This window comes from Acinetobacter sp. KAM396 (assembly GCF_021602765.1).
Lineage (GTDB): Bacteria > Pseudomonadota > Gammaproteobacteria > Pseudomonadales > Moraxellaceae > Acinetobacter > Acinetobacter towneri_A.
Window position 1 is genome coordinate 33,651 of record NZ_BPPH01000009.1, and the last position, 26,459, is coordinate 60,109.

At 40.0% G+C, this 26,459-nt stretch carries 27 protein-coding genes and 1 pseudogene; 14 read left to right on the plus strand and 14 right to left on the minus strand.

Going from position 1 to position 26,459, the window contains the following annotated elements; genetic code table 11:
* Positions 1–11: 11 nt before the first annotated feature.
* On the minus strand, positions 12–734 hold the full coding sequence (locus L6C30_RS06710) for a UDP-2,3-diacylglucosamine diphosphatase (protein WP_236162709.1): 723 nt from the start codon (positions 732–734) through the stop codon (positions 12–14).
* 117 nt (positions 735–851) lie between these two features.
* Positions 852–1,361 carry a peptidylprolyl isomerase gene (locus L6C30_RS06715; protein WP_004973310.1) on the minus strand — a complete coding sequence of 170 codons (510 nt, stop codon included), beginning with the start codon at positions 1,359–1,361 and terminating at the stop codon, positions 852–854.
* 206 nt (positions 1,362–1,567) lie between these two features.
* Here L6C30_RS06715 and L6C30_RS06720 point away from each other — a divergent pair, with 206 nt between their 5' ends.
* Complete coding sequence (locus L6C30_RS06720) at positions 1,568–3,292, plus strand: glutamine--tRNA ligase/YqeY domain fusion protein (RefSeq protein ID WP_236162708.1); 1,725 nt, start codon at positions 1,568–1,570, stop codon at positions 3,290–3,292.
* 117 nt (positions 3,293–3,409) lie between these two features.
* Here the strand turns inward: L6C30_RS06720 and L6C30_RS06725 are convergent, their stop codons facing one another.
* Positions 3,410–3,943, minus strand: a complete 534-nt coding sequence (locus L6C30_RS06725; RefSeq protein WP_096900868.1) for a lecithin retinol acyltransferase family protein — start codon at positions 3,941–3,943, stop codon at positions 3,410–3,412.
* Positions 3,944–4,078: 135 nt separating this feature from the next.
* Between L6C30_RS06725 and L6C30_RS06730 the strand changes: the two genes are divergently transcribed.
* The gene (locus L6C30_RS06730) at positions 4,079–4,834 is read left to right on the plus strand and encodes a phosphodiester glycosidase family protein (protein WP_236162707.1); all 756 of its coding nucleotides are present in this window, start codon (positions 4,079–4,081) and stop codon (positions 4,832–4,834) included.
* A 28-nt stretch (positions 4,835–4,862) separates the two neighbouring features.
* On the opposite strand, the gene L6C30_RS06735 is transcribed toward L6C30_RS06730, so the two are convergent.
* The 4 genes from L6C30_RS06735 to L6C30_RS06750 form a co-directional block, all read right to left on the minus strand.
* Complete coding sequence (locus tag L6C30_RS06735; RefSeq protein WP_236162706.1) at positions 4,863–5,111, minus strand: hypothetical protein; 249 nt, start codon at positions 5,109–5,111, stop codon at positions 4,863–4,865.
* Between the two features lie 223 nt (positions 5,112–5,334).
* Entirely contained in the window at positions 5,335–5,559 is a 225-nt protein-coding gene (locus tag L6C30_RS06740) for a hypothetical protein (RefSeq protein WP_004973321.1), read from the minus strand.
* Positions 5,560–5,800: 241 nt separating this feature from the next.
* Positions 5,801–6,883 (minus strand): tRNA (uridine(54)-C5)-methyltransferase TrmA, encoded by a 1,083-nt coding sequence (gene trmA / locus L6C30_RS06745; protein WP_236162705.1) that lies wholly within the window; start codon positions 6,881–6,883, stop codon positions 5,801–5,803.
* A gap of 162 nt (positions 6,884–7,045) precedes the next feature.
* Positions 7,046–7,747, minus strand: coding sequence for a Sir2 family NAD-dependent protein deacetylase (locus tag L6C30_RS06750; protein WP_236162704.1), 702 nt, complete (start codon positions 7,745–7,747; stop codon positions 7,046–7,048).
* Positions 7,748–7,973: 226 nt separating this feature from the next.
* Here L6C30_RS06750 and L6C30_RS06755 point away from each other — a divergent pair.
* Positions 7,974–8,424, plus strand: a pseudogene (locus L6C30_RS06755) (acyl-CoA dehydrogenase family protein); the annotation flags it as partial.
* Between the two features lie 60 nt (positions 8,425–8,484).
* Here the strand turns inward: L6C30_RS06755 and L6C30_RS06760 are convergent.
* Complete coding sequence (locus L6C30_RS06760; RefSeq protein ID WP_236162703.1) at positions 8,485–9,393, minus strand: alpha/beta fold hydrolase; 909 nt, start codon at positions 9,391–9,393, stop codon at positions 8,485–8,487.
* A gap of 124 nt (positions 9,394–9,517) precedes the next feature.
* Positions 9,518–10,069, minus strand: coding sequence for a PadR family transcriptional regulator (locus tag L6C30_RS06765; RefSeq protein ID WP_236162702.1), 552 nt, complete (start codon positions 10,067–10,069; stop codon positions 9,518–9,520).
* 132 nt (positions 10,070–10,201) lie between these two features.
* Between L6C30_RS06765 and L6C30_RS06770 the strand changes: the two genes are divergently transcribed.
* The 3 genes from L6C30_RS06770 (at position 10,202) to L6C30_RS06780 (ending at position 14,044) form a co-directional block, all read left to right on the plus strand.
* Positions 10,202–12,226 carry an NADPH-dependent 2,4-dienoyl-CoA reductase gene (locus tag L6C30_RS06770; RefSeq protein ID WP_236162701.1) on the plus strand — a complete coding sequence of 675 codons (2,025 nt, stop codon included), beginning with the start codon at positions 10,202–10,204 and terminating at the stop codon, positions 12,224–12,226.
* A 208-nt stretch (positions 12,227–12,434) separates the two neighbouring features.
* On the plus strand, positions 12,435–12,848 hold the full coding sequence (locus tag L6C30_RS06775) for a nuclear transport factor 2 family protein (protein WP_236162700.1): 414 nt from the start codon (positions 12,435–12,437) through the stop codon (positions 12,846–12,848).
* 89 nt (positions 12,849–12,937) lie between these two features.
* Positions 12,938–14,044, plus strand: a complete 1,107-nt coding sequence (locus L6C30_RS06780) for a YheT family hydrolase (RefSeq protein WP_236162699.1) — start codon at positions 12,938–12,940, stop codon at positions 14,042–14,044.
* 196 nt (positions 14,045–14,240) lie between these two features.
* Here the strand turns inward: L6C30_RS06780 and L6C30_RS06785 are convergent, their stop codons facing one another.
* Positions 14,241–14,654, minus strand: a complete 414-nt coding sequence (locus L6C30_RS06785) for an internalin (RefSeq protein ID WP_236162698.1) — start codon at positions 14,652–14,654, stop codon at positions 14,241–14,243.
* 226 nt (positions 14,655–14,880) lie between these two features.
* Here L6C30_RS06785 and L6C30_RS06790 point away from each other — a divergent pair, with 226 nt between their 5' ends.
* From L6C30_RS06790 to L6C30_RS06820, 7 genes are all read left to right on the plus strand, one after another.
* Positions 14,881–16,521, plus strand: a complete 1,641-nt coding sequence (locus tag L6C30_RS06790; RefSeq protein ID WP_236162697.1) for a CTP synthase — start codon at positions 14,881–14,883, stop codon at positions 16,519–16,521.
* 31 nt (positions 16,522–16,552) lie between these two features.
* Positions 16,553–17,410 (plus strand): 3-deoxy-8-phosphooctulonate synthase, encoded by an 858-nt coding sequence (gene kdsA / locus L6C30_RS06795; protein WP_230245041.1) that lies wholly within the window; start codon positions 16,553–16,555, stop codon positions 17,408–17,410.
* 74 nt (positions 17,411–17,484) lie between these two features.
* Positions 17,485–18,774, plus strand: coding sequence for a phosphopyruvate hydratase (gene eno, locus L6C30_RS06800; protein ID WP_236162696.1), 1,290 nt, complete (start codon positions 17,485–17,487; stop codon positions 18,772–18,774).
* 13 nt (positions 18,775–18,787) lie between these two features.
* The gene (locus tag L6C30_RS06805) at positions 18,788–19,195 is read left to right on the plus strand and encodes a septum formation initiator family protein (RefSeq protein ID WP_236162695.1); all 408 of its coding nucleotides are present in this window, start codon (positions 18,788–18,790) and stop codon (positions 19,193–19,195) included.
* A complete protein-coding gene (gene ispD, locus L6C30_RS06810) occupies positions 19,149–19,883 on the plus strand; it encodes a 2-C-methyl-D-erythritol 4-phosphate cytidylyltransferase (protein WP_236162694.1) in 735 nt (244 codons plus the stop codon). The genes L6C30_RS06805 and ispD overlap by 47 nt, the downstream gene beginning before the upstream one ends.
* A gap of 128 nt (positions 19,884–20,011) precedes the next feature.
* A complete protein-coding gene (rodA, locus tag L6C30_RS06815; protein ID WP_236162693.1) occupies positions 20,012–21,148 on the plus strand; it encodes a rod shape-determining protein RodA in 1,137 nt (378 codons plus the stop codon).
* Positions 21,149–21,337: 189 nt separating this feature from the next.
* Positions 21,338–22,246, plus strand: a complete 909-nt coding sequence (locus L6C30_RS06820) for an AEC family transporter (RefSeq protein WP_236162692.1) — start codon at positions 21,338–21,340, stop codon at positions 22,244–22,246.
* 28 nt (positions 22,247–22,274) lie between these two features.
* On the opposite strand, the gene L6C30_RS06825 is transcribed toward L6C30_RS06820, so the two are convergent.
* Positions 22,275–22,925: a hypothetical protein gene (locus tag L6C30_RS06825; RefSeq protein WP_236162691.1), complete on the minus strand. Its 651-nt coding sequence runs from the start codon at positions 22,923–22,925 to the stop codon at positions 22,275–22,277.
* A 98-nt stretch (positions 22,926–23,023) separates the two neighbouring features.
* On the opposite strand from L6C30_RS06825, the gene ispF reads away from it, so the two are divergent.
* Positions 23,024–23,512, plus strand: a complete 489-nt coding sequence (gene ispF / locus L6C30_RS06830) for a 2-C-methyl-D-erythritol 2,4-cyclodiphosphate synthase (protein WP_019837276.1) — start codon at positions 23,024–23,026, stop codon at positions 23,510–23,512.
* A gap of 33 nt (positions 23,513–23,545) precedes the next feature.
* Here ispF and L6C30_RS06835 read toward each other — a convergent pair whose 3' ends face one another.
* The 3 genes from L6C30_RS06835 to L6C30_RS06845 form a co-directional block, all read right to left on the minus strand.
* The gene (locus tag L6C30_RS06835; RefSeq protein ID WP_236162690.1) at positions 23,546–24,067 is read right to left on the minus strand and encodes a hypothetical protein; all 522 of its coding nucleotides are present in this window, start codon (positions 24,065–24,067) and stop codon (positions 23,546–23,548) included.
* Positions 24,068–24,128: 61 nt separating this feature from the next.
* Positions 24,129–25,220 carry a 3-deoxy-7-phosphoheptulonate synthase gene (locus tag L6C30_RS06840; protein WP_236162689.1) on the minus strand — a complete coding sequence of 364 codons (1,092 nt, stop codon included), beginning with the start codon at positions 25,218–25,220 and terminating at the stop codon, positions 24,129–24,131.
* 168 nt (positions 25,221–25,388) lie between these two features.
* Positions 25,389–26,276, minus strand: coding sequence for a sulfite exporter TauE/SafE family protein (locus L6C30_RS06845; protein WP_236162688.1), 888 nt, complete (start codon positions 26,274–26,276; stop codon positions 25,389–25,391).
* Positions 26,277–26,459 lie beyond the last annotated feature (183 nt).

Here is a 26,459-nt window from a genome sequence, read left to right on the forward strand (position 1 = left end):
CAACTTTTATCCTAGTAACTCCATATCTTTAATTTTAATTCCATATTGTTTTGTTGTGGATTAATTTCTAAAATTTGCGCAGCATCTGTGCGCCAATCGCCTAATACAATTCTTGGCTTACCGTGTTCATTGTGAATATTTGGACGATGCGTATGCCCATGAATTAACACATCGGCGCCTTGCAAGGCTTGTGCAACTGCATTTGCATTCACGTCCATGACGTCATAACTTTTAACTTGATTGGCTTGTTGGCTTTTTTTTCGGAAACCTTGTGCAAGTTTTTGTCGGAAAGCCAATGGTGTTTTCTTTAAGATGGCTAAAATGATGGGGTTTCGAATGATTTTACGGAATTTCTGATAAGATACATCATCGGTGCACAGGGCATCGCCATGTTCTAAACGTACTCGTTGCGAGCCAATTTGCAGGGTGTACACATCGGGTAGGAGTTGCCCTGAAAACTGATCTAGAAATTTCTGACCTAAAGCAAAATCTCGATTGCCGACAATAAAGTAAATATGATTACCAGCAGCTTGGCTAAACTGCTTTAAATGTGCAACAACTTCATCGAGCCATGGCGCTGTGTAATCATCGCCAATCCATGCATTAAACCAGTCGCCTAAAATATACAGTTGGGTGTTTTTATTTTGATAAGCGTCTAGCAAATCTAAAAACCCCCGAACAAGTCGAGGGTGATTTGGTGACAAGTGTAAATCTGCGATAAACAGATAGGTCACGAATTATTCCTTGGAATCTCACGAAATCCCTCTTTTAAAAGAGGGATTTCTCCTCCCTAAACGAATTTTAAAGCAGTACTTTAAAATGATGTGCGTAAGCGAGGTCGGGTAAGATTCTTATTCAGCAATGATTTTTGCAGATTCAATCACCACATTTTCTAGTGGAACATCTGCGTGATAACCACGGTTGCCAGTACGCACGCCTTTAATAGCATCTACAACGTCCATACCTTCAACAACTTTACCAAACACGGCATAACCCCAACCTTGTGCAGTTTTGCCTGTGTGGTTTAAGAAAGAGTTATTTTTTACGTTAATGAAGAACTGTGCAGAAGCAGAGTGAGGTGCTTGGGTACGAGCCATTGCAATTGTACCAACATCGTTGCTTAAGCCGTTGTCAGCTTCGTTTTCAATCGCATCACGTGTTGCTTTTTCTTTGAAGTTTTCATCCATGCCACCGCCTTGGATCATGAAACCATCAATAACACGGTGGAAAATTACGCCGTCATAAAAACCATCACGAACGTATTCTAAGAAGTTAGCAACTGTAATTGGTGCTTTTTCAGCGTTCAATTCTAAAACAATACGACCTTTATTGGTGTTTAATTCGACTTGAGGAAAACTCATTGTGTAATCTCCTAAACATGGACACGAATGCCATGGGTTTTTTGGTTGAGAGAAGCATAAGCAAACTGTAAACTACAAGGCAAGTAAAAACGTTATTTTCTTTGTTAAAAACAAGGAAAAGCGTTCTAATGGGTGATGTATGCTTCACTACTGAAGTTTCTGTAACCTAGTTTATCCAATTTTATTTTAGAAGTGATTTTATTGCTATGAAGCCAAATGATGTTGTTGCATCTCTGCCAAACACCCCGACACCAAGTTCAAATGCCTCTGTCGATGCTGTGCAGCAAGAACAACAGCCGGGCTTAGACTTTATACGTCAAGTCATTACCGATGATATTGCGGCGGGTCGCACTCAGCAGGTGGTGACACGTTTTCCACCTGAGCCGAATGGTTATTTGCATATTGGTCACGTGAAAGCAATTTGCTTGAACTTTGGCATCGCACAAGAATATCAAGGGGTGTGTAACTTACGTTTTGATGACACCAACCCAGATGCAGAAGAACAAGAATATGTTGATGGTATTGCCAATGACGTGAAATGGCTGGGTTTTGAGTGGAATGGCGAACCACGCTATGCATCAAGCTATTTCGATCAATTATATACATGGGCAATTCAGCTGATCGAACAAGGCGATGCTTATGTCGATTTGCAAACCCCTGATGAGATTAAGCTCAATCGTGGTTCTTTTGTAGAGCTGGGTAAAAATTCGCCATATCGTGATACGCCAGTAGCAGAAAACTTGGCTTTATTTGAAAAAATGCGCAATGGTGAATTAGGCGAAGGTCAGGCAGTACTCCGTGCCAAAATTGATATGGCATCGCCAAACGTACACATGCGTGATCCGATTTTGTATCGTGTTTTACATTCATCGCATCACCAAACGGGCGATAAATGGAAAATGTACCCAATGTATGATTATGCGCATCCATTATCAGATGCCATTGAAGGCATTACTCATTCACTATGTACTTTAGAATTCCAAGACCATCGTCCATTCTATGATTGGGTGGTGGAAAAGGTGAAATCCGAGGCTGTGCCGCGTCAGTATGAATCTAGCCGTTTGAATATTGATTACACCATCACATCTAAGCGTAAATTGCGTAAATTGGTTGAAGGCGGTTTTGTGAATGGTTGGGATGACCCACGTATGCCAACAGTGGTAGGTATGCGTCGTCGTGGCTTTACACCAGAAGGTTTGCGTGATTTCTGTAAGCGTGTAGGTGTGTCTAAGTCGGATGGTATTGTGGATGTGGCAATGCTTGAATATTGCATCCGTCAATCTTTGGAAAATACTGCAGCACGTGGTATGGCGGTGTTAAATCCACTTAAAGTGACTTTGACTAACTTGCCAGAAGCATTAGATTTGGTCCATGCACGTCATCCAAATGTAGATATGGGTGAACGTATCATTCCGCTGACTTCTGAAATTTACATTGACCGTAAAGACTTTGAAGAAGTGCCGCCTAAAGGCTTTAAGCGTTTAGTGCCTGAAGGAGAAGTACGTTTACGTCATGCTTATGTAATCAAGTGTGATGAAGTGATTAAAGATGCTAACGGCGAAGTCATTGAGCTGAAATGTTCAATTGACCCTGAAACTTTGGGCAAAAACCCAGAAGGTCGTAAAGTAAAAGGCGTGATTCACTGGGTCTCTGCAAGTAAAGGCGTTGCGGCAGAAGTTCGCTTATATGATCGCTTATTTACCGAATCTGACCCAGAAGTGGGTGATGATTTCTTAGCGAACTTGAATCCTGATTCATTGACGGTGGTACAAGCCATTGTTGAACCTACATTGGTAAAGGCACAACCTGAAGATCGTTTCCAATTTGAACGTGAAGGTTATTTTGTTGCAGATCAGTATGATCACAGTGCGGAAAAACCAGTGTTTAACCGTATTTTAGACTTAAAAGACAGCTTTAAGCCGGGTAAGTAAAATCTTATTTAGGTTTTAGCTTGTAATTTAAAAGCCCAACTTGATCAATTCAGGTTGGGCTTTTGATTTTGTTTTAAAATATTTTATGAAATACATAGTGTCGCTATAATGTCAGCATTAGCGGTTTTTATGTTGTTCCTGTTTCATCAGGATTTGCGGTAACTGCATTTTGGCTTTGTCGCGTAGTTTCTTCTTAATATAGAGAACCAAAGCAAAGCAAGTGGTGGTTAGGGTCAGCATCATACTATTCATATAACTCATCAATGAGCTGACATAACCAATGGTGGTCAAACGGTCCATCATCTTAAATACTTGCGGACTGCTTTCTACACCTGTAATGGCCCAAGTGCATAAATGTTCACAGTTATTCATAATCAGATGATAATTATTTTCGTGCATTCTAGAACGCATACGACGCACCACTTTGCGTCCTTTATACTTGGGCGCATGATATGACTGCACAATAATATTTTTGCCGTGACTAAACTTTTCAATACTGGTCATTTCAATCGGGTGCTTTTTGAAAAGATGTGCAAAACCCGAATAGTGAATCACGCGACCACGCCCAGCATAGATGCCATGATGGCTATAGCCGAAGTGTTTCACAATTAAATGTGCCCCTAAAGGAAATCGTGTTTTCTGCTTGAGCATCGTACGCTTGACCAATAAAGTAACATGAGTAGAGAAAAGAAATCAGGTTTTATAGTGTACTGCGTCTGACACAAATATGCGATAACCCATTCAGTTATATGCACAATTTGTAACATGGCGGGTAGGGAGATGATAATGTTTTGTTCTCGGTGGAAGTGCTTATTGCTCAGTTATTTATTCTGCACGTCTACTGCACAGGCAGAAATTCGTGCATGGACGGTCAATAACAGTAAAATCAATGTAGATGTGGTGGAAGTGACACAATTGTCTCAATTAGGTTTATATCTGCAAGATCAGCAAGGGAAACCGTATCTGCAAATTTCTCAACTACAAAAAAATCTGCAGCCTTGTGGAAACATGCAATTTGCCATGAATGCAGGCATGTTTCATCCAGATTATTCGCCTGTGGGTTTGTATGTAGAACAAGGACGGCAAATTAAAAACCTAAACCGACAGCAACAAGGATGGGGGAATTTTTTAATTCAGCCCAATGGTGTACTGGCGTGGAATCATCAGCAGGTGTTTTTAGGCACAACCCAACAATTTGTCAATCAAGCGTTCAAAAAAGCACAGTATGCGACACAGTCTGGCCCAATGTTGGTTATTAATCACCAGTTAAATTCACGTTTTTTGGCAGACAGTACTTCTTATAAAATTAGAAACGGAGTTGGGTTAAAAGATCAAAGCCTTTACTTTGTGATTAGCAACACACCTGTGACTTTTCATCAATTTGCCACCTTTTTTAAAGATGAGCTGAAAACAGCAAATGCCTTGTATTTAGATGGTTCAATTTCTACAGCATACATTCCTCAATTGCAACGTCATACTCGTACCCATCGCAATTTAGGATCAATTTTAGCTTATATAGATGATCAAGGCTGTAAACCCTAACATTAGAACAGTTTAGGCTTGGCTAAATTTATTGTCCGATAAAACCTAAAGCTGTGCCTTGCATCGTGCAGATTTTGACTGCTTCTTCACTTTTCATTTGTTTGACTTCATTTTCAAATTGCTTTTTTTTCTGTTTGAGTTGTTCGTCTGAAATGCCCATGCTTTTAGCCAAAGTTTCCATTTTCTCCCAAGTATCGGCACATTCTTTTGGCATTGGGCTACACGCTGTGAAACTCAGGCTGAGTAGAGCAAGAAAGCTAAGGCTGGTTTTTTTCATTCTCATTTTCTCGGTTTGAATAATTAAAATATGGCAGTGATATGATTGTTTTAAAAATATTAGCGCATGATTGTGAAGATATGATTGACTTCGTTTGAAAAGATTAGCGTTTTTGTGCAAGCTCAAGCATGTGTCGCGATTTATAAAATTTATTGTTCTAATATAAATGCAGCTATTAAAAAAGGCACTTAGTTCAACTAAATGCCTTTTTTATCATATTCCATTACTGGAATGGTAGATGCTGGAGTTCATTTAACTCTTTGCGGCTATAACCTCGCGAAGCGAGAACCTTCTTAATCCCGATAATGACATCTTCATCTGTGGCTTTGGTTAAAGCTTCGAGAAGTTGTTCATTTGTCTTGCAAGAGCAATCATTTTCAACACAAGCAATTTGATTTTTATGCTCGTTTTGCTGTTCTGTAGAGAACAACTTTTGCCAAAAACTCATAGAGCCTTCATTCACAACCTAACATAGATCGAAATATAGCCAATATAAAAAATAAATCAAGTCGACCTAAGTGATAAAAGCAGCAATCGAGTTGCAGAAATTTCGATGATATTGCATTGTTTTAACGAAATTATGACAGTTAAAGGGCTTGTAATGCGATAACTGATTAATTTACATCATAATATTTACGAGCGATCAAAAGCAGAACTTGTAAATATTGAAGAATAATGCAACAAATTGTTTAAATCTTTTCCAGTAAAACACCTGACTCAACATGATGGGTGTACGGAAATTGATCAAACAGTGCAAATTGCGTCACTTTATGGCTTTGACACAAGGTTTTTAAATTGTCATGCAAGGTATCAGGGTTACACGAAATGTAAATAATACGCTCAAAACGCTGTAGGAGTTTTAAGGTGTCATCGTCAATTCCTGCACGTGGCGGATCGACAAAGACCGTATCAAAATCATAACCTGAAAGATCAATGTTCGCTTCTTGCAAACGGCGGAATTCACGTTCACCGTTATAGGCTTGAGTAAATTCTTCAGCCGATAAACGTGCGACTTGAATATTCTCAATCTGGTTTTGTTCAATATTCCATTGCGCTGCATATACCGAAGATTTAGCCAGTTCAGTGGCAAGTACGCGACGAAAACGGGTCGATAGCGGCAGGGTAAAGTTACCGTTGCCACAATAAAGTTCTAATAAATCTTGCTCAGAATGTTCGGCAACCGTACACGCCCATTCCAACATTTTTTGGCAAACTTGCGCATTTGGCTGGGTAAAGCTACTTTCAATTTGCTTATAGGTATAAGTGCGATCAAAAACTTGTAATTGTTCAACTACATACTCATCGGATAGCACAAACTTTTGCCCACGACTTCGTCCAATCAATTTAATGTTTAATGCTTTGCTCAATGCTTGGGCTGCAGACTCCCAATCAGACTCAAGTTTGCGATGATAAAGCAGTGAAACTAACATTTCGCCACTTAATGTTGCTAAAAAATGCACTTCAAATAAACGAGCCGATAATAAAGGGTTGGCTTTTAGTGCGGCTAACAGCTTTGGCATTAATAAGTTAATGCTGCGGTCTGCAATGGGAAACTCATCTACACGAATAACTTTTTTCTGTTTATCTTCATTGCGTTCAAACATGGCATAAAACAGATCATCTTCAATATGCCAAATCCGGAACTCTGCCCGCATACGGTAATTATGTTCTGGTGAGGCAAATACTTCTAAGGCAGGTGGATTATATTCGGCAAATTGGGCAGAGATACGGGCAACTTTAGCATTAAGTTGTTGCTGATAAGATGAGGTCATATGCAGTAAACATCACAAACACAGAGAAAGAGCGATGGTAACAAAGTTTTAAAGAGATGCCTAAAACTATTAAAAAAATCATGCAATTCTGCAAGATGTCAAAATAGCCTAAGCATATTCATGACATCTTGCTAGTAGGCAAATTTGGATACTGTAATTACTTTAAATTTTATGTAATTGATCGAATAATTGCTGCATGCCCTCAGTGGCAGTTTTTGAAATCCGTTGAAATTGAGCAGGAAGTTGAGCTTGTACGGCTTTTGGATTAATATAATAAGCCTGACAATTTGCAGGAATTTCGTGTACTAATCCGGCAACAGGGTACACCATCAAACTTGTCCCAATCACAATAAAAATATCGGCATCTTGAACCAAATCCAGTGTTTCTTCATAAGCAGGAACTGCTTCGCCAAACCAAACCACATGCGGACGTAAAGGATAGCCTTGTGGGCAAAGATCCTGTTGCAAGTTCAGTGAGTCACCTTCAATTGGAAAAAATTCAGTGGTGTATTGTGCATGAGGCCCTGAGCTTTTAGCTAAACGAATATTGCCGTGTAAATGTAAAACTTCAGAACTGCCTGCACGTTCATGCAAATCATCAATATTTTGGGTGATCACTTGCACATCAAAATCATCTTCAAGCTCAGCAATTAAGCAATGCGCTAAGTTAGGCTGCGCATTAAGAATGTTTTTTCGGCGTTCATTATAAAAGCGCTGTACTAATTCAGGATTTCTTGCCCATGCTTCAGGACTTGCGACATCTTCTACACGATGCTTTTCCCATAAGCCATCACTATCTCTAAAGGTGTTGATTCCGCTTTCTGCGCTCATACCTGCACCCGAAAAAACCACTAATTTACGCATGTATTATCCTCTTGATGGATGGTCAGATTTGAGTATAGGTGTCGAAAAGTGAAAAACAAATCTGCAGCAATTTTTTCAGAATTTTAAGTTTTAAAAATGTAAACCTTCAAGGCTATTTTGCTTGAACAGCAATTGACTGAAACTGAGTCTATGATTCGCGATAGCGCCTATTTAAACCATGCACGTTAGGTAACATATTTTCGTCTTGCTCAAAACATTGTCTAGCACTTGTTTAAACATGGCGAGATCTGTTATCGCATAAGGTGCTAGGGGTGACAGCTGAATGTTATTGGCCTACTGCGCATCAGTATACGATGCATCGGATTCATTTCGTACGTCCTTTGAGGACCAATCAGCTCATTCAAAAGAAACTTGCTGATATGTAAGCTTAAATCATGCTAGGTTAAAAATTACTTTATATTTTTTAGTGGTATGAAAGACGAGGGCACTGTTTCACTCGAAGGAACTTCGTTGATTAAACTTAACAACTGTGGCAAGGCCTTGAGATTGCCCAATGGGCGCGTGATATGCTTGGTAGTAATGACATCATCAATCAATTTTGTGAGCCACGACATCTAGTCATTTGAGAAGTCGTGAATACCTAAGAAGGGATGCATGACGTGCATGCGTTAATTTTAGGTTATGCCCAAAGAGCCAACGCGTCTTTTGCCAATTAAATGTGGATATGATGTTATGGTGGAAGGTGTTGAAGACTTCCACCATTTTGTTTTAGCAATTTAGCTGTTTAATTTTAAAAACCGCCCAATTTCCTGACTAAACTTCAGGGGTTCAGTTAGTAAAGGAGTATGCCCAGATTGGTGAAATATCACTTGTTTCGCATTTGGCATAGCTGCTACCACTTGACGTTGTCCTTCTGCCGCATACAAGATCGATTGTGCACCTGTAAAAAACACTGTCGGGCAACTGAGTTGAGTTAAAGCCTCACGATAATCTTCCTGATGGTGTAAATAATTGTCGATATACCAACGTAAATAATCTAAACGCTGTGTAGGCAAAATATAGCGTTGTAAAACAGGACGTTTGACGGCGAGTTTAAATAAAAACGGACTAATTTTATTGCTGGCTTGTAGCTCGATTAATTTCAGCCAAAGTTCGACTAAATTTTTACGCTGCAATATATCCATTTGATGAATATCAGTATATTGCGCATGATCATGCAAAAAATCGGACAGATGAATCATTAACTGTTTAAATTGTTGGTGTTGATTGCCAAATAGGCCATAAGGCCAGTTTTGATCTACTCCAATTTTAGGGGATTGGTCAATTTGTAAATAACTGCTTAAATGGGCAGTCAGTTGCCCATGCTGCATACCATGCATAGCAGTGGTTGCACCCATGGAATAGCCAATCAGTTTAAATTGCTGCAGGTTCTGCTGTTGAAGTAGACTGTTTAAATCTTGCCAATGGCTAGAAATGGCATCCAATTCTGGAACGGCACACAGGGTAGAACCTCCAAAGCCACGCCAATCTGGAATAATAAAACGATACTGTTTTTTATGTTGATATTGAAACGGCAACCATTGCCAACTGTGCATGCCTAAACCTGAAAGTACAACCACAGGCTCACCTTGACCAAATTCACGTACAAATAGGGCTTCGCCATCGAGCATGCGGTAAAAAGGCATCAGCATTTCCTTGCATGGTTGTGATGAAAGATACGTTATTCTTTATAGCATAGCCTGATCATTTCTGTATGGTGAGTAATCCTGATTTAGTTTTGATGGGGGGCTTTTACTTAAAAATATACTTTTAAGATGAAGCTTCGGCATCAAATTTTTTTAGTTCAGGAATCACGTTTTCTAGCCATGCAATCCAGCCAATTTCCTGATCTATTCCCAGCTGCAAAATCATTTTATGAATATACAGGGTGCGGTTATTCGCTGGTGCTTGGCTAAAGTCTTTGGCAAAAATCTGTTGATAGGTGTGCAACTTGGCTTTATGGAGCAACAAATGACGTTCCAGTTCTGGCAAGACACTGTTGCCGCCAAGTTGGGCTTCGGCACGTAAACGTACCATAAGCTCTTCGCGTAATTGCGCAGGAGGGCTTTGCTCAATCATCCATCTTGCCAGTTCATGCCGTCCTAACGCTTCTACCTGATAGGTTTTGCTGCGACTGCTAGAATCTTCATCTTCTAAGGTTGAAATCCAGCCTTTTTTTAGCATGCCATTCAGTTCACGGTAAATTTGTTGATGGGTCGCATTCCAGAAAAAACCCATAGAACGGTCAAAACGGCGTGCCAATTCAATACCATTACTGGGTTTTTCAATTAGACTGGTCAATAAAACGTGAGCGAGCGACATAAACAGAGCAACATTATTTTTCAGCTTTTATTATGCAACATGTTGCATAAAAATCAAATCTAGAATATAAAAGTATGCAACAAGTTGCATTAAGCATAAAACAGCCAGCATTTTTGCCAGCAGGGAGATTATATGTCTGACTATCCACATTTACTTGCACCTCTAGATTTAGGGTTTACCACTTTAAAAAATCGGGTCTTAATGGGTTCAATGCACGTTGGACTAGAAGAAGCACCGGGTGGATACGAACGCATGGCGGCTTTTTATGCAGAGCGTGCCAAAGGTGGTGTGGGTCTGATTGTTACAGGTGGAATTTCACCGAATGATGCAGGCTTAACATTTGCAGGTGGTAATAAACTCGATACTCTTCAAGAGGCAGAAAAACACAAAGTAGTGACTCAGGCTGTGCATGATGCAGGGGGCAAAATTGCCTTACAGATTTTACATACGGGGCGTTATTCTTATCAGCCTGATATTGTCGCACCATCAGCAATTCAGGCACCGATTAACCCAAGTAAACCACATGCACTGACTTCGGCAGAAGTACAGCAAACCATTGCCGACTTTGTGAACTGTGCCAAATTAGCGCAATATGCAGGCTATGATGGTGTGGAAATTATGGGTTCAGAAGGTTATTTAATTAACGAATTTATTGCTGCGCGTACGAACCATCGTGATGATGAATGGGGCGGCAGTTATGAAAACCGTATTCGCTTCCCAATTGAAATTGTGAAGCGTACCCGTGCAGAAGTCGGTGAAAAATTTATTATTATTTACCGCTTGTCGATGTTGGATTTAGTCGAAGGCGGTTCGAGTTTTGAAGAAGTGGTGCAATTGGCACAAGCGATTGAAAAAGCAGGTGCAACCATTATCAATACAGGGATTGGCTGGCATGAAGCACGTATCCCAACCATTGCTACCAAAGTCCCTCGCGCAGCTTTTACATGGGTGACAGAGAAATTAAAAGGTTTGGTTAAAGTGCCACTGATCACTTCAAACCGTATTAACACCCCTGAAATGGCTGAGCATGTTTTGGCTGCAGGACATGCCGATATGGTGTCTATGGCACGTCCAATGCTAGCCGATGCGTTCTTTGTACAAAAAGCAGAGCAAGGACGTAGTGATGAAATTAATACTTGTATTGGATGTAACCAAGCCTGTTTAGACCATATTTTCTCTATGAAAATTGCTTCATGTTTGGTTAATCCACGTGCTTGCCATGAAACAGAACTGATTTTTAAAGAAGCGACTCAAACTAAAAATATTGCGGTGATTGGCGCTGGGCCTGCGGGTTTAAGCTTTGCAACCTATGCAGCAGAACGTGGGCATCAGGTGACGATTTTTGAAGCATCGAATCAAATTGGTGGGCAGTTTAATATCGCCAAAACTATTCCTGGTAAAGAAGAGTTTTATGAAACTTTACGCTATTTCAAGCGTCAAATTGAGTTACAACCGAATATTAAACTACAACTGAATCATGTGGCGACTTTTGAGCAGCTAGAAAATTCTTCCTTTGATGAAATTGTCGTGGCAACAGGGGTAACCCCACGCCAGCTTGATATTCCAGGTATCGATCATCCTAAAGTGCTGAGTTATATTGAAGTTTTAAAAGAACGTAAGTCTGTAGGTCAACGTGTTGCGATTATTGGGGCAGGCGGTATTGGGTTTGATACTGCAGAATATTTAAGCCATGAAGGTGAAAGTGGTAGCCTAAATCCTGAAAAATTCTACGATGAATGGGGCATTGATACCAATTATGCGCATGTTGGTGGTTTAAAAGCTGCAAAAGTTGAAGAATCTCCACGTGAAATTTATTTGTTACAACGTAAAGCATCGTCCGTGGGTGCAGGCTTGGGTAAAACAACAGGCTGGATTCATCGCACAGGTTTAAAAAAACGTGACGTTAAAATGATTGCAGGGGCAAGTTATGACCTGATTGATGATCAAGGCTTGCACATTACCGTAAATGGTCAAAGCACAGTGCTAGAGGTTGATCATATAGTGATTTGTGCGGGGCAGGAATCTTACACCGCCATGTATGAGCAATTACAGGCAGCAGGTAAGAATGTACATTTGATTGGTGGGGCGAAAGAAGCAGGTGAATTAGATGCCAAACGTGCAATCCGTCAGGGTGCTGAATTGGCTGCGAAAATTTAATGCAACTCCTTCTCCCTTTCCTTATGAGAAAAGGTTAGGGAGAGGGTTAATAACCGTCTCTGTCCTTTGAAAAAATGGAGCTTGAGAGTGATTCTTATACAAAATTTTCTAATCTACTTTTCCTGTGCTTCGAATTAAAGCAGTGCTTCAGTCTCGCTTAGGCACTTTACATAGTAAGGAAATATCAAAATAAAAAAAGGAACTTAAGATGATCTTAGAAACAACAAAATCAGCCGTACAGCGTTGGCATACAATGCTGCAAAACCGCGATATGTCTATTCTGAGTGAATTGCTGGCAGATGATGTGGTGTTTCGCTCACCTGTGGCGTATCAACCGTATGCGGGCAAACAAGTGGTGTTTTTTATTTTAACCAATGTAATTCAGGTTTTTGAAAACTTTTCTTATCACCGTGAGTTTTATACGGAAGATGGTTGCAATGTTGTACTTGAATTTTCCGCCAATGTCGGAGATAAAAAACTTAAAGGAATTGATATGATTCAATTCAATACACAAGGACAAATTGTGGACTTTGAAGTGATGATTCGCCCGAAGAGTGGTTTAGAAGCATTGGCTGTACAAATGGGACAACGTATGATTGCCTTTATGCCAACTGAAAAATAAAATAAAGCGTGTGTATGGCGATGTAGTTGTTTTATAGAAATCGTTTTTAGGTCGCTGTGGGATGAAGTAAATGGATTGCTGGGAGTAAAATGATGTCTACACTACAAAAAATAGCGCAAATTACACAAGCGGTTTTAGATCAGATCACAGGCGCAGATATACCGACACTATATTATCATCCGCATGGGGAAATCCGTCGGGTATTGGATTATTTACCCCAGCTCAAAGAAAAATACCGACCAACGCCGTGGTTGTCAAATACGCACGTGCATCTTTTGTATTTTGATTTAATTAAAAAGAAAACCATTCGTCAGCAGTATGATCAGGTTGATCAACTCACTATGCAAGATGGCGGTATCACCGCAGTTGCTTGGGTGGGGTACGACTTGCCTGCAGATACTCCCACGATTGTTTTAATGCACACCATTACAGGTTCTTTGGAGAGTATGCGTGAGTTGGTGCGTGATTTACATCAACAGACACAGTGGCGCATTGCCTTATGTTTACGTCGGGGACATGGTGATTTACCTATGCCTGTACCACAAATAAATATCTTCGGTTCGACACATGATTTGCGTGAGCAAATAGCGTTTATTCAGCAGCAATTTCCTCATTCTGAATTATATGGAGTCGGTTCTTCGGCAGGGTCAGGATTATTAGTGCGCTATTTGGGTGAAGAAGGTGAGCAAACCCCAATTAAAGCAGCATTTGCACTGTGCCCAGGATATAACACCGAATTAGGCTTTCAATACGTGCATCCTTTTTACAGTAAAGTGATGACCAAAAAATTATTCCAGTTTTTTATTCACCCCCATCAGGACATTTGGAAAAATCTTAAATCTTTATCACAAGTATTGAGTGCGACCAGTCTAGCCGAGTTTGAAAAGGCATATTTTGAAATGGCGGGTTTTGAAGACTATGACAGCTACACAAAAGCCATTAACCCAATTTATGTGTTTGAGCATGTCAAAATTCCACTTATGGTTTTAAATGCAGAAGATGATCCTGTGTGTCACATCAAAAACTTTGACCCTTATAAAGAAACCATCCGAAAAATGCCAAATATTATGGTAGTGACGACCCGTAAAGGCAGTCATTGTGGTTTTTATGAAGGTGTCGGTTTTACTAAATCTTGGGCTTCACGTTTGATTTCGAATTATTTTAAAGTACATTCGCAGTTGCAGCAGGCAAGTTAAAGTGAATCGCACAATTGCATACAGAAGTATGTATTTGCATTTAAAGTATATTCACGAATTATCCTGGTGACGACTCATTCAAGTTAATAAAAACCCAGTACGAAATGACTGGGTTTTTTTACGTTAATTCAAATCCAAGATGAGAACTGACTTGTTAAAACTGACTTTGACTTAAAGCTAAGTTTTAAGTGAGCGTTTAGTTCTCAAGTGCTGGGGTTGCAGCAGCAATTGCAGCGGCAACAGCATCATCTTCAGATTGAGCACCTGCGTTATTGCTTGGACGTGCTTGAGTTGGTTTGTCTTCTGCAACAGGAGCTGCCGCTTTAGGTGCAGGTGCAGCAGCAGGTTGTGAAGGTGTTTCACGAGGGATTTCAGTCGTGGTGTTCGCTGTTTCAGTACGTTCCACTTCTACCTGTGCGGGCGATTCTGGTTCAGCATCTTGAATGTTTTCAACAGGTTCTAGCGGTTCAAATTGAGTAGTTTCAGTAGTTTGTTCAGTTTGAACCTCTACTTGTTCTTGCTCATCTTGCTTTGGCTGTTCTTTTTTTACACATGCAGTCACTAACAACGCCGTTGCAATTGCACCACAAATTAAAAGTTTCTTATTCATAATTGCACAAAATTAAAGATCGGATAGACGGACGTATTATAGCAATAAAATGACAGATGAAAATCCTCTCAAGAAGTTCTAATTTTTTACAGGAAATGCTGATAAAATAGCCAATTGTTTATTGTTCTATGAATTGATGCGGAATGACTTTGCTTTATTGGTGCAGAGTAAAGTAAAATTGCGCAACATTGCAGGCCTGTTTAGGCTCGATTGTACGAGAAACCCAATGACCCATTTTATTTTCGTAACTGGTGGTGTAGTTTCATCACTAGGTAAAGGTATTTCAGCTGCTTCAGTTGCTGCACTTTTAGAAGCCCGTGGTTTAAAAGTAACCATGGTCAAAATGGATCCATACATTAATGTCGATCCAGGGACAATGAGTCCTTTCCAACATGGTGAAGTTTTTGTCACAGAGGATGGTGCCGAAACTGACTTAGATTTGGGTTATTACGAACGTTTCTTGCGTCGTGCGAAAATGACCAAGTTAAATAATTTTACCTCTGGTCGTGTGTATCAAGACGTTCTAAATAAAGAGCGCCGTGGTGATTACTTGGGCGGTACCGTTCAGGTGATTCCACACATTACCGACAATATTAAAGAACGTGTACTTCGCGCTGGCGAAGGCTACGATGTCGCAATCGTAGAAATTGGCGGTACAGTAGGTGACATTGAATCTCTCCCATTCATGGAATCTGTACGCCAATTGATGGTGGAATTAGGGCATAAGCGCACCATGCTTATGCACTTAACTTTATTGCCATATATCAAATCTGCGGCAGAGTTAAAAACCAAGCCAACTCAACACTCAGTCAAAGAATTGTTATCTATCGGTATTCAGCCAGATATTCTCATTTGCCGTACTGAGCACGATGTTGATGCAGACACAACCCGTAAAATTGCGTTATTTACTAACGTAGAAGCACGTGCGGTTGTGGTATGTAAAGATGCAAAAACTATCTACCAAATTCCACGTACATTTTATGAACAAGACGTAGATGATTTAATCTGTGAGCGTTTTGGCTTCAATGATTTTCCAGAAGCAGATTTATCTGATTGGGATAACGTAGTCGATGCATTATTAAACCCAGAATACAGCGTTCGTGTGGCGATGGTGGGTAAATATGTTGAATTACCAGATGCCTATAAGTCTGTAAACGAAGCATTATTACATGCGGGTATTCAAAACCGCGTCAAAGTTGAAATTGACTATGTCAATGCAGAAGAGCTTGAAAGCCAAGACGTTAATAGCGTACTTAAAGAGGCTGATGCAATTTTAGTACCGGGCGGCTTTGGTGAGCGCGGTACTGAAGGCAAAATGCAAGCCATCAAATATGCACGTGAAAACAGTGTACCATTCTTGGGAATTTGTTTGGGTATGCAGTTGGCTGTGATTGAATATGCCCGTAATGTGGCAGGTATTGCCGATGCAAGTTCAACAGAATTTAACCGTTCGACTAAGTCGCCACTTATTGGTTTGATTACTGAATGGTTAGATGAGCGCGGTGAAGTTCAACAGCGTTCTGTCGATTCTGACTTGGGTGGCACTATGCGTTTAGGTGCACAAAAATCTGAATTGGTTGAAGGTACTAAAACTCGTGAAGTGTATGGTTCGGCAGAAATTGTAGAGCGTCATCGCCATCGCTATGAAATGAATAACCGTTATATTCCAGTACTTGAAGAAGCTGGTCTTAAAATTTCGGGTTATTCACCTATTCAGCACTTGGTTGAAACGGTTGAAATTCCGCAACATCCATGGTTTATTGCGGTACAATTCCACCCAGAATTTACCAGCTCGCCACGTGATGGACATCCATTGTTTGCTAGCTTTATTGATGCAGCAAAACAACAGCATCAAAAAAACAAATAAGATGGCTTTAGGGATAAACTAGGAAGTTGAAATGTCACAATTAAAACCACAAGAAATTGTTCGTTTGGGTGATATACAAATGGCGAATCATTTGCCATTTGTATTGTTTGGCGGCATGAATGTACTTGAGTCTAAAGACCTTGCATTTGAAATTGCTGAAACTTATGTGGATATTTGCACACGCTTAAATATTCCGTATGTATTCAAAGCTAGTTTTGACAAAGCCAACCGTTCTAGCCTGAACTCATTTCGTGGTCCGGGTTTAGAAAAAGGCATTGAATGGCTAGCTGACATTAAAAAGCATTTTAATGTGCCAATCATTACCGATGTACATGAGCCGTATCAAGCGGCGCCTGTGGCAGAAGTGGCGGACATTATTCAGCTTCCTGCTTTTTTAAGCCGTCAAACCGATTTAGTTGAAGCGATGGCGAAAACTCAAGCCATTATCAACATCAAAAAAGCACAATTCCTTGCACCGCACGAAATGCGTCATATTTTGCATAAGTGTTTAGAAGCAGGGAATGACAAATTGATTCTTTGCGAACGTGGTTCAGCATTTGGTTACAACAACTTGGTTGTCGATATGCTGGGCTTTGACATTATGAAAGAAATGAATGTACCTGTGTTCTTTGATGTAACCCATGCTTTGCAAACTCCAGGTGGTCGTGCGGATTCGGCAGGTGGTCGTCGTGCACAAATTACCACATTGGCACGTGCTGGTATGGCAACTGGCTTGGCAGGTTTATTTTTAGAAGCACATCCTGAACCAGAGCAGGCAAAGTGTGATGGCCCATGTGCGTTGCGTTTATCACAACTTGAGCCGTTCTTGTCACAGCTTAAAGAGTTGGATACTTTGGTAAAAGGTTTCCAAAAGCTAGATACACACTAAATTAGACCCATTATTAAATTATAGAATCATTGATGCCTAAAGCATCACGTTATTAATCAACTGAGGAATTGTTCATGAGCCAAATCGTTGACATTCGTGCACGTGAAATTTTGGACTCTCGTGGTAACCCAACCATCGAAGCAGACGTAATCTTAGCATCTGGCGTAGTTGGCCGTGCATGTGCACCATCAGGTGCTTCAACTGGTTCTCGTGAAGCTCTAGAACTTCGTGATGGCGACAAAGCACGTTATTTAGGTAAAGGCGTTAAAACTGCGGTAAACAACGTAAATACTTTGATTCGTGATGCTTTACTTGGTAAGTCGGTGTTTGAACAAAAAGACATCGACAACACTATGATTGCACTTGATGGTACTGAAAACAAAGAAAAATTAGGTGCAAACGCAACTTTAGCCGTGTCTTTGGCTGCTGCGCGCGCTGCTGCTGACGAAAAGAAAATTCCCCTGTTCCAATACATCGCTAACCTTCGTAACAACAGCATTTTAACTATGCCTGTACCAATGATGAACATCTTAAATGGTGGTTCACATGCGGACAATAACGTTGATATTCAAGAATTTATGATTGAGCCAGTCGGCTTCACTTCATTCTCTGAAGCATTACGTGCTGGTGCAGAAATTTTCCACTCATTAAAATCGGTATTGAACCAAAAAGGTTTGAACACAGCAGTGGGTGACGAAGGTGGTTTTGCGCCAAACTTACGTTCTAACGAAGAAGCCATCACAGTTATTCTTGAAGCTATTGAGAAGACTGGCTACAAAGCTGGTTCTGACATCATGTTGGCGCTTGACTGTGCATCTTCAGAATTCTACAAAAATGGTCAGTATATTCTTGCAGGTGAAGGCAACAAAGCATTCACAAGCAACCAATTCTCTGACTATTTAGCAGGTCTTGTGAATCAATATCCAATTATCTCAATTGAAGATGGTTTAGATGAATCTGATTGGGAAGGTTGGTCTTACCTGACTTCGATTTTAGGTGATAAGATTCAATTGGTCGGTGATGATTTGTTCGTAACTAACCCGAAAATCTTACAACGTGGTATCAATGAAAAAGTGGGTAACTCAATCCTAATCAAGTACAACCAAATTGGTACTTTGACTGAAACGCTTGATGCTATTTATCTTGCTAAAGCGAATGGTTACACAACTGTTATTTCACACCGTTCAGGTGAAACTGAAGACTCTACAATTGCAGATCTTGCAGTAGGTACAGCAGCAGGTCAAATCAAGACTGGTTCACTTTGCCGTTCTGACCGTGTAGCAAAATATAACCAATTACTTCGTATCGAAGAATTGACTAATGCTGCATATCGCGGTAAAGCTGAGTTCAAAGGTTTGAACTAAGCGAAATCAGTAGATGTCTCTATTAAATGTATTTGACTCCAAGGCGAGTAAAGCATTGTTGGGCCTTGCGATCTTTTTGATCGCAGGGTTTCAATATTTACACTGGTTTGGTGAGGGTGGTTATCGTGACCATGCTGCACTGACAGAAAAAATTCAACAACAAATAGAATTAAATACAGAACTGAAGGAACGCAATCGCGTACTTGCAGCAGAAGTTTATGATTTAAAAAATGGGGTAGAAGCGATTGAAGAGCATGCCCGTTTAGATTTAGGCTTAATTAAGCCACATGAAACCTTTGTGCAAATGAGCACCATAAGTACACAATATAAACCAATTTATATTCAACCAGACTCCTCAGTAGATTTACGCAACAATGAATCACAACAACCTGCAGCATCAACAACCGCCGCGACACCCTAAACTTTGGGCGGTTATTCCCGCAGCGGGTTCTGGTCGTCGTTTTTCTAGAACTGACCTCAAACAATATCAGTATATTCAAGATCAAACAGTTTTAGAGCACAGCATCGCACGTTTAAATCATTTGCCTTTGGCAGGTTATGTTTTAGCGATTGGTCAAGCAGATGATGTAGCAGAAAGCCTAAACTTGGCGCAAAAAGCAAAAGCACATTTTTGCGCAGGTGGTGCAGAGCGAGTGGATTCAGTCTTGAATGCACTGCATTATTTATCTGAAATCGCTCATGCAGATGACTGGGTTTTGGTGCACGATGCAGCGCGTCCTTGTGTGACAGTTGCATGCCTTGAACAGTTGTATCAGACTGCACTGGCAACAGATCAAAGTGCCATTTTGGCTATTCCTGTGCGTGATACTTTAAAAAAGGTAAGTCAAGGCACAAAAATTGAAACTACGGTAAGCCGTGATCAACTCTGGCAAGCGCAAACTCCGCAAATTGCAAAACTTGATGTGCTTAAAACAGTTATAGAATCTGCATTAAAACAGCAATTGACGATTACCGATGAGGCCAGTGCTTTAGAAGCAGCAGGGCAAATTGTAAATGTTGTGCAAGGTCGTTCAGATAATATTAAAATTACCTATCCGGATGATCTAGAGTTGGCGCGTTTAATTTTAGCCTCACAACAACGTGGATGATAAAAATCTAGTGTGATAAACAACGCGTTAAACTTGAATCTTTAACGATTCAGCTTTAATGATTCACTCTGTGCGGCTTTGCTTCTATAATTGTTCATCCTGTCTATTTTAAATTATTTTCGAGTCGCATGAACCCATCGCAGCAGTATCGTTTTTTACGTCACTCATTACGTGATGGTAGAAGCATTAAAAATGAATCTTCACGCTGGACTAAATTACATTTAGATCCATGGTTGCTGTGTTTTCTGATTTTAAATGCGATTCTAGGTTTAATGGTGGTATATAGTGCCACCGGGCAAGATATGGGGATGGTGCTGCGCCAAGCGACCAGTTTTGGCATTGGTTTTATCGCCATGATTATTTTGGCGCAAATTCCGCCGAAGGTATATCAAGCTGCCAGTCCATATTTTTATATCTTTGCAGTGATCATGCTAGCTTTGGTTCTGGTCATTGGTGAAACCCGTATGGGGGCAAAACGTTGGATCAGCTTGCCAGGTATTGGCAGTATGCAGCCCAGTGAATTTATGAAATTTGCCATGCCATTGATGATGGCATGGCACTTTTCGCGTCGTGCATTCCCGCCTAAATTTATCCACATCATTGTCGCTTTAGTGATTATGATGATTCCTTTTGTCTTGGTGGCATTGCAACCCGACTTAAACATTGGTTTGATTATTCCCGGTGTCTTTGCACTGTTTTTAAGTGGCATGTCATGGCGATTAATCTTAGGAGCTATCACCGCACTGGCTGTTGTAGCACCATTGCTTTGGATGTTCTTTTTCCAGGAATACCAAAAGAAAAGAGTCTTGACCTTGTTTGATCCTGAATCTGATGCTTTGGGGGCGGGCTGGAATATTATTCAATCCAAAATCGCCATTGGTTCAGGCGGCTTTACGGGTAAAGGTTATTTAGAAGGAACACAATCGCATTTGGGTTATCTACCTGAACATCATACTGACTTTATTATGTCGACCTATGCCGAAGAGTTTGGTTTTATTGGCGTATTTTTACTATTCAGTTTGTTTGCGGCGATTATTTTACGTTGTTTGATGATTGGGATGAATTGTTTCCATAATTTCGGGCGTTTGTATGCAGGCACAGTCGGTCTTACTTTCTTTTTCTTTGTGTTTTTAAACTCTGGGATGGTGAGTGGTATTTTACCTGTAACGGGTGACCCATTACCGCTCATGAGTTACGGTGGAACGGCAGTCATTTCCATGTTGGCGAGTATGGGGATTGTGATGTCTATCCATACCCATCGCTAATGCTGAATCTATGTGGAAGATGATGTAAGTGTAAGTTGCGATCATCATCTTTATCATGTCTGTGATTTTAAAATAGCCTAAGCTAATGAGGTAAACACAAAACAATCTCTATAATATCCAATAAATTTACTTTACTTATTAAGCAATAATTCAAAAACAATAGCGTAGCAGTAACACACAGAGCACCCCATGAGCCATTTAATTTTTATTGCACTTTTCCCTTTGATTGCCTTAATTGCAATGGGTTATCTCCTTAAGCAATCACGTATGCTGGATGAGCCATTTTGGAAGGGTGCAGAAAAGTTAAATTACTATATTTTATTTCCTAGCATGCTGTTTTTAAACCTCGCAACAGCAAATATTGAAGCGAAATCAATCACACAGATTTTGTTGGTCGTGGGGCTTGTTGTGGCTTTGGTAAGTTGTTTGTTATATGCCTTGCGTGGCTATTTTAAAACCCCCGCAGTCCGTTTTGGGGTGTATATGCAAAGCATGGTACGTTTCAATACTTATATCGGTTTGGCTTTGGTCGCAGCATTGTTTCAGGTGCAGGGCATGGCGCTGTTCGCGATTATTTTGGTGTTCTGCATCCCATTAGTGAATGTGTTATCAGTGTTGGCTTTAAGCGATACTAAGGCTTTACAGGCAAAGCAAATCCTGTGGTCATTGATGAAAAATCCATTAATTTTGGGTTGTATTGTTGGTGGTCTATTTAATTTAGCAGGTCTGACCTTGTGGGAAGGTGCAGAGCATTTTATTCGTCAAATGGCCCTATGCAGTTTGCCTTTGGGATTAATGTGTGTGGGAGCAGCATTGCAATTTAATGGTTTGCAACGCGATGTGTTTGTATTGACATTAAATGTATTTGGGCGTTTGTTATTTATGCCAGCTTTAGCATGGCTAATTTGTCTAAGTCTAAATACTCCCGTGTTGGAGTCACAAATTTTAGTCTTGTTTTTTGCTTTACCTACCGCATCTGCGGCTTATGTACTTACACAAGTTTTAGGGGGAGATAGTCGTTTAATGGCAACAATTATTAGCCTGCAAACCGTATTTGCCGCTTTAACTTTGCCAATTGTGTTGTGGTTGCTCATTTAATTTGTTTAATAAAATCTATTATTAAGCATTAATCGTATAAACGATAGATACCCGCAAAGCGTTCACAACCTTTTTGTTTGGTCTGAATTTTTAAGATCGCTTTAGAATATTCAAAGTCGTAACTACAATCATGTTCATTGTCGATGATTTTGTTTTTTTGCTCAGGCGTTGTATAGGCTAAAAAGGCGATGCTTTGGGTTTCAATACGGTTATTTGGATTACGATAAGCAATGCCTTCAATTTTAATGCTGTTTTTATTGAGCTGATGAATTTGTAAATGTACGGGCTGCGCAGCAAATTGACCATTTTCATATTTTAAATAATGTTGAGTCATGCTTTGATTCATAGAGGTGAAAAAATTCAGTTGATCAATTCTGAAATCAAATTGCTGAGTGTAACAATTCAAGCTTTTGCACTGCTGTAAGCGCTGTATCCACAATTGCTGGGTATCTTCTAACAAGCGAATAGGCGCATCACTCATCAAATAAGCTGTTAAATGTTGATCACTTAATTTTTCACGTAATTCTGAGAAATTCTCCGAGCACACCTGCGCTAACTTTTTATTGGATGTAGACGTACAATCGATCCCTTGTGCATAAGAGAAAGATGAATATAAACAGCCAAATAACAGCAGTGTGCTTAAGTTTTTGATAAGATGAGTCTCAGATTTCAACAGCATGATCGCTTATACTTTCACTATGTTGCGCTAGGTCTAATATAGCGAAATCGAAAGTATGAATACAAGATTTCAATGATTTATTTCTACAGGAGTTGAACATGGTTGCACAGATTCGTATTGGACAAGGTTTAGATGTTCATGCCTTTGAAGCGGGAGATTTTGTGACCCTTGCAGGTGTTCAAATTCCTCATACACAAGGTTTAAAAGCACACTCAGATGGCGATGTAGTGCTGCATGCACTATGCGATGCATTATTAGGTGCTTTGGCGCTAGGGGATATTGGTCAGCATTTTCCAGATACCGATCCAAATTACAAAGGTGCAGATAGTCGGGTATTGCTTAAACAGGTCTATCAACTTATTTTAGACCGTGGTTATAAACTGAATAACGCCGATATTACTGTAGCTTGTGAACGTCCTAAACTTGCACCGCATACGCTAGAAATGCGCCAAAGTGTTGCTGATGTATTGGATGTAGAGGTCACTCAAATTAGTATTAAAGCGACAACCACTGAAAAATTAGGTTTTACTGGACGTCAGGAAGGTATTTTAGCAACGGCGACTGTATTGATTTCTCATACAAAATAATCGCATTGCAATTTAACTGCGTAATCTGCTGAATTAAGACAGTTCAGCAGATTCCAAAGCTTGTTGTAAATCTTGCGTGGCTTTACGACCTTGTAGTTGCAAAGAAACGGCATGAATTAAGCCTGTCCAAGTTTCATTGGGTTTCCAAATATCATGTAAAAAGTCTTGAGCTGTTGCAATATCCACATCCATAAAATATTGACGATATAAATACATCAAACTACTGACGTGGTTGTTATTGCTGCAATGTACCCACACCATTTGGCTTTCTAATAAATGATTGACCAAATCGAGCAATAATAAACATTGATCAGAAGATGGTGTTTCCCATGAAATTGGCAGCTGAATATAGTTCAGTCCAACATCCAGACAAATTTTGTCCTCATGAGGAAGGGTGTGTTCAGCATCACTTTCAGACAAATTAATAACAGTGCCAATACCATATTCTTTAATTAGTTTTAATTCTTCAGCCGTGGGCTGACCTGAAGAAAACAAACGCTCATGAATGAATTGGAAATTTTTAATTTGGCTAAGTTGAGTTTCAATGTCATTCATGCGCGCAGAATTTCCTATGCTACAAATAGAAACGCCATCATAAAGATGGCGTTTTTAAATCTTAACGATTCACTAAAACGTCTTTCAATGCTTCATGCATTTCTAGCAAAGCTTTTTCAGTGGTGTCCCAGTCGATACAACCATCAGTCACAGACTTACCATACTCTAAATCGGATAAGTTTTCAGGAATATCTTGACGACCACCTTTCAGGTGACTTTCGACCATAATCCCAACAATAGACTTATTGCCATCTAAAATTTGCTCAGTGATATTTTTTAATACCAATGGCTGTAAGAATGGGTCTTTGTTTGAGTTAGCATGGCTGGTGTCAATCATGATTTTGGTGCTGACTTTGGCTTTGTTTAAAGCATTTTCAGCATCTGCAACAGAGCCTGCATCGTAGTTAGGCTTGCCATTACCACCACGTAAAACCACGTGTGCATACGGGTTGCCGCTAGTACGAATTACTGAAACCTGACCTTGATCATTAAGACCCAAGAAGCTGTGACCGTGTTTTACCGACTGCATGGCATTGGTAGCAACTGTTAAGCCGCCATCTGTACCATTTTTAAAGCCGACTGGAGAAGAAAGACCAGATGACATTTCACGGTGCGTTTGGCTTTCAGTAGTACGTGCGCCAATTGCAGACCAAGAAATTAAATCTTGATAATACTGCGGAGAGTTTGGATCAAGTGCTTCAGTCGCACATGGCAAACCTTTTTCATTTAACTCAAGTAAAAGTTTACGACCAAGACGCAAGCCTTTTTCAATGTTAAAAGAGTCATTCATGTCTGGATCGTTAATTAAGCCTTTCCAGCCCACTGTAGTACGTGGTTTTTCAAAATAAACACGCATCACAATGTAAAGAGAATCTTTTACTTTTTCGCTTAATTCTTTTAAACGATCTGCATATTCATGTGCAGCAACAGGGTCATGAATAGAACATGGACCAATCACCACAAATAGACGCTTGTCTTTACCATCTAAAATATTGCGGATTGTTTCACGACCACGAAGAACGGTTTGATAAGCATTTTCAGTTAAAGGTAACTCAGTTTTTAATTCTGCAGGAGTCACGAGTGGCTGAATACTTTCAATATTCACGTCATCGATGTCTGATTGTGTAAGAGGATTAGACTGTAAAGTATTCATTGCCGTCACTGGTTTGATGATACAAAAGATTGTTTAATAGCCTGAATATAACATGAATTTCACTATATTTTGTTATAAAAAGATGAATACTTCTTTAAAAAATAAGTGATGAATCGGGTAGATAAATTAAACGGTCTGTTTTGGCAAAATTCTGTCAGATAAAGCTCATTATTGGCTGGCTTGTGCTTCAGAAACTGCTGTTGCAGTTTCTGGCGTGCTAATCGGTTTTGTTTTCACAGGATTAACCATAAAGTTAATTCCGAGAATAAATAAGGTAATACCTAAAACCTTACGAATCACTTTTTCAGGTAAACGTGAACTAACTAAAGTCCCCACCACAATTGCAGGAATCGAACCTACTAACAACCAACCCAATAGGTGAAAATCGACATTGCCTGAACTCATGTGACCTAAACCTGCAACTAGGGTGAGTAACACAGCATGCACGACATCTGAACCAATAATACGAATCATGGGTAAATTGGGAAACATGAGCACCAATGCCATGATGCCAAAAGCACCAGCACCTACTGAAGAAAGTGTGACAAATACACCCAGTACAATCCCCATAATCACAATCAGGGCGCGCTTATCTGCAGCTTGTAGTTTAACCTTTTCAAGGTCCTGGGTCATATCGGGCAATTCTTGTTTACGGTGTTTATTAAAAAACGATTCAATTTGACTGCGAAACATAATTGAGATGCCAGTTAAGGTCAACATAAAGCCCAATACCACGGTCAGTACCATTTTATAATGGGTAGATTGGCTTAAATAATTCTCTAAAACCCAGTGGGTCGCAAATGAAGCAGGAATACTGCCCACTGCAAGCCAAATCACAATGGGCCATACAATATTCATTTTTTTGGCATGAACCAATGAACCGCAGAATTTTGAAATGGCAGCATAGAGTAAGTCTGTCCCAATTGCGATATGCGGTTCAATTTTAAACAAGCTGATCAGGATGGGAGTCATCAGCGAGCCGCCACCCACGCCAGTCACACCCACACAGAAGCCGACCAATACACCTGCCAAAATAAACTCAATAGGACCAACCATGAAGATATGCCGAAGTCAAAAAAACGTGAATATATTATGACTTTTGGCAATAAACTGTTGTCATGATTAATGATTTACTTATTCTTAAAACAGATATAGTCAATATAGAAAATCTGCGCAAATGATTGCAGATTCATTCCACGGCTTACTTTCTGTTTCTTACAAAATAATGTGGCTATGCTA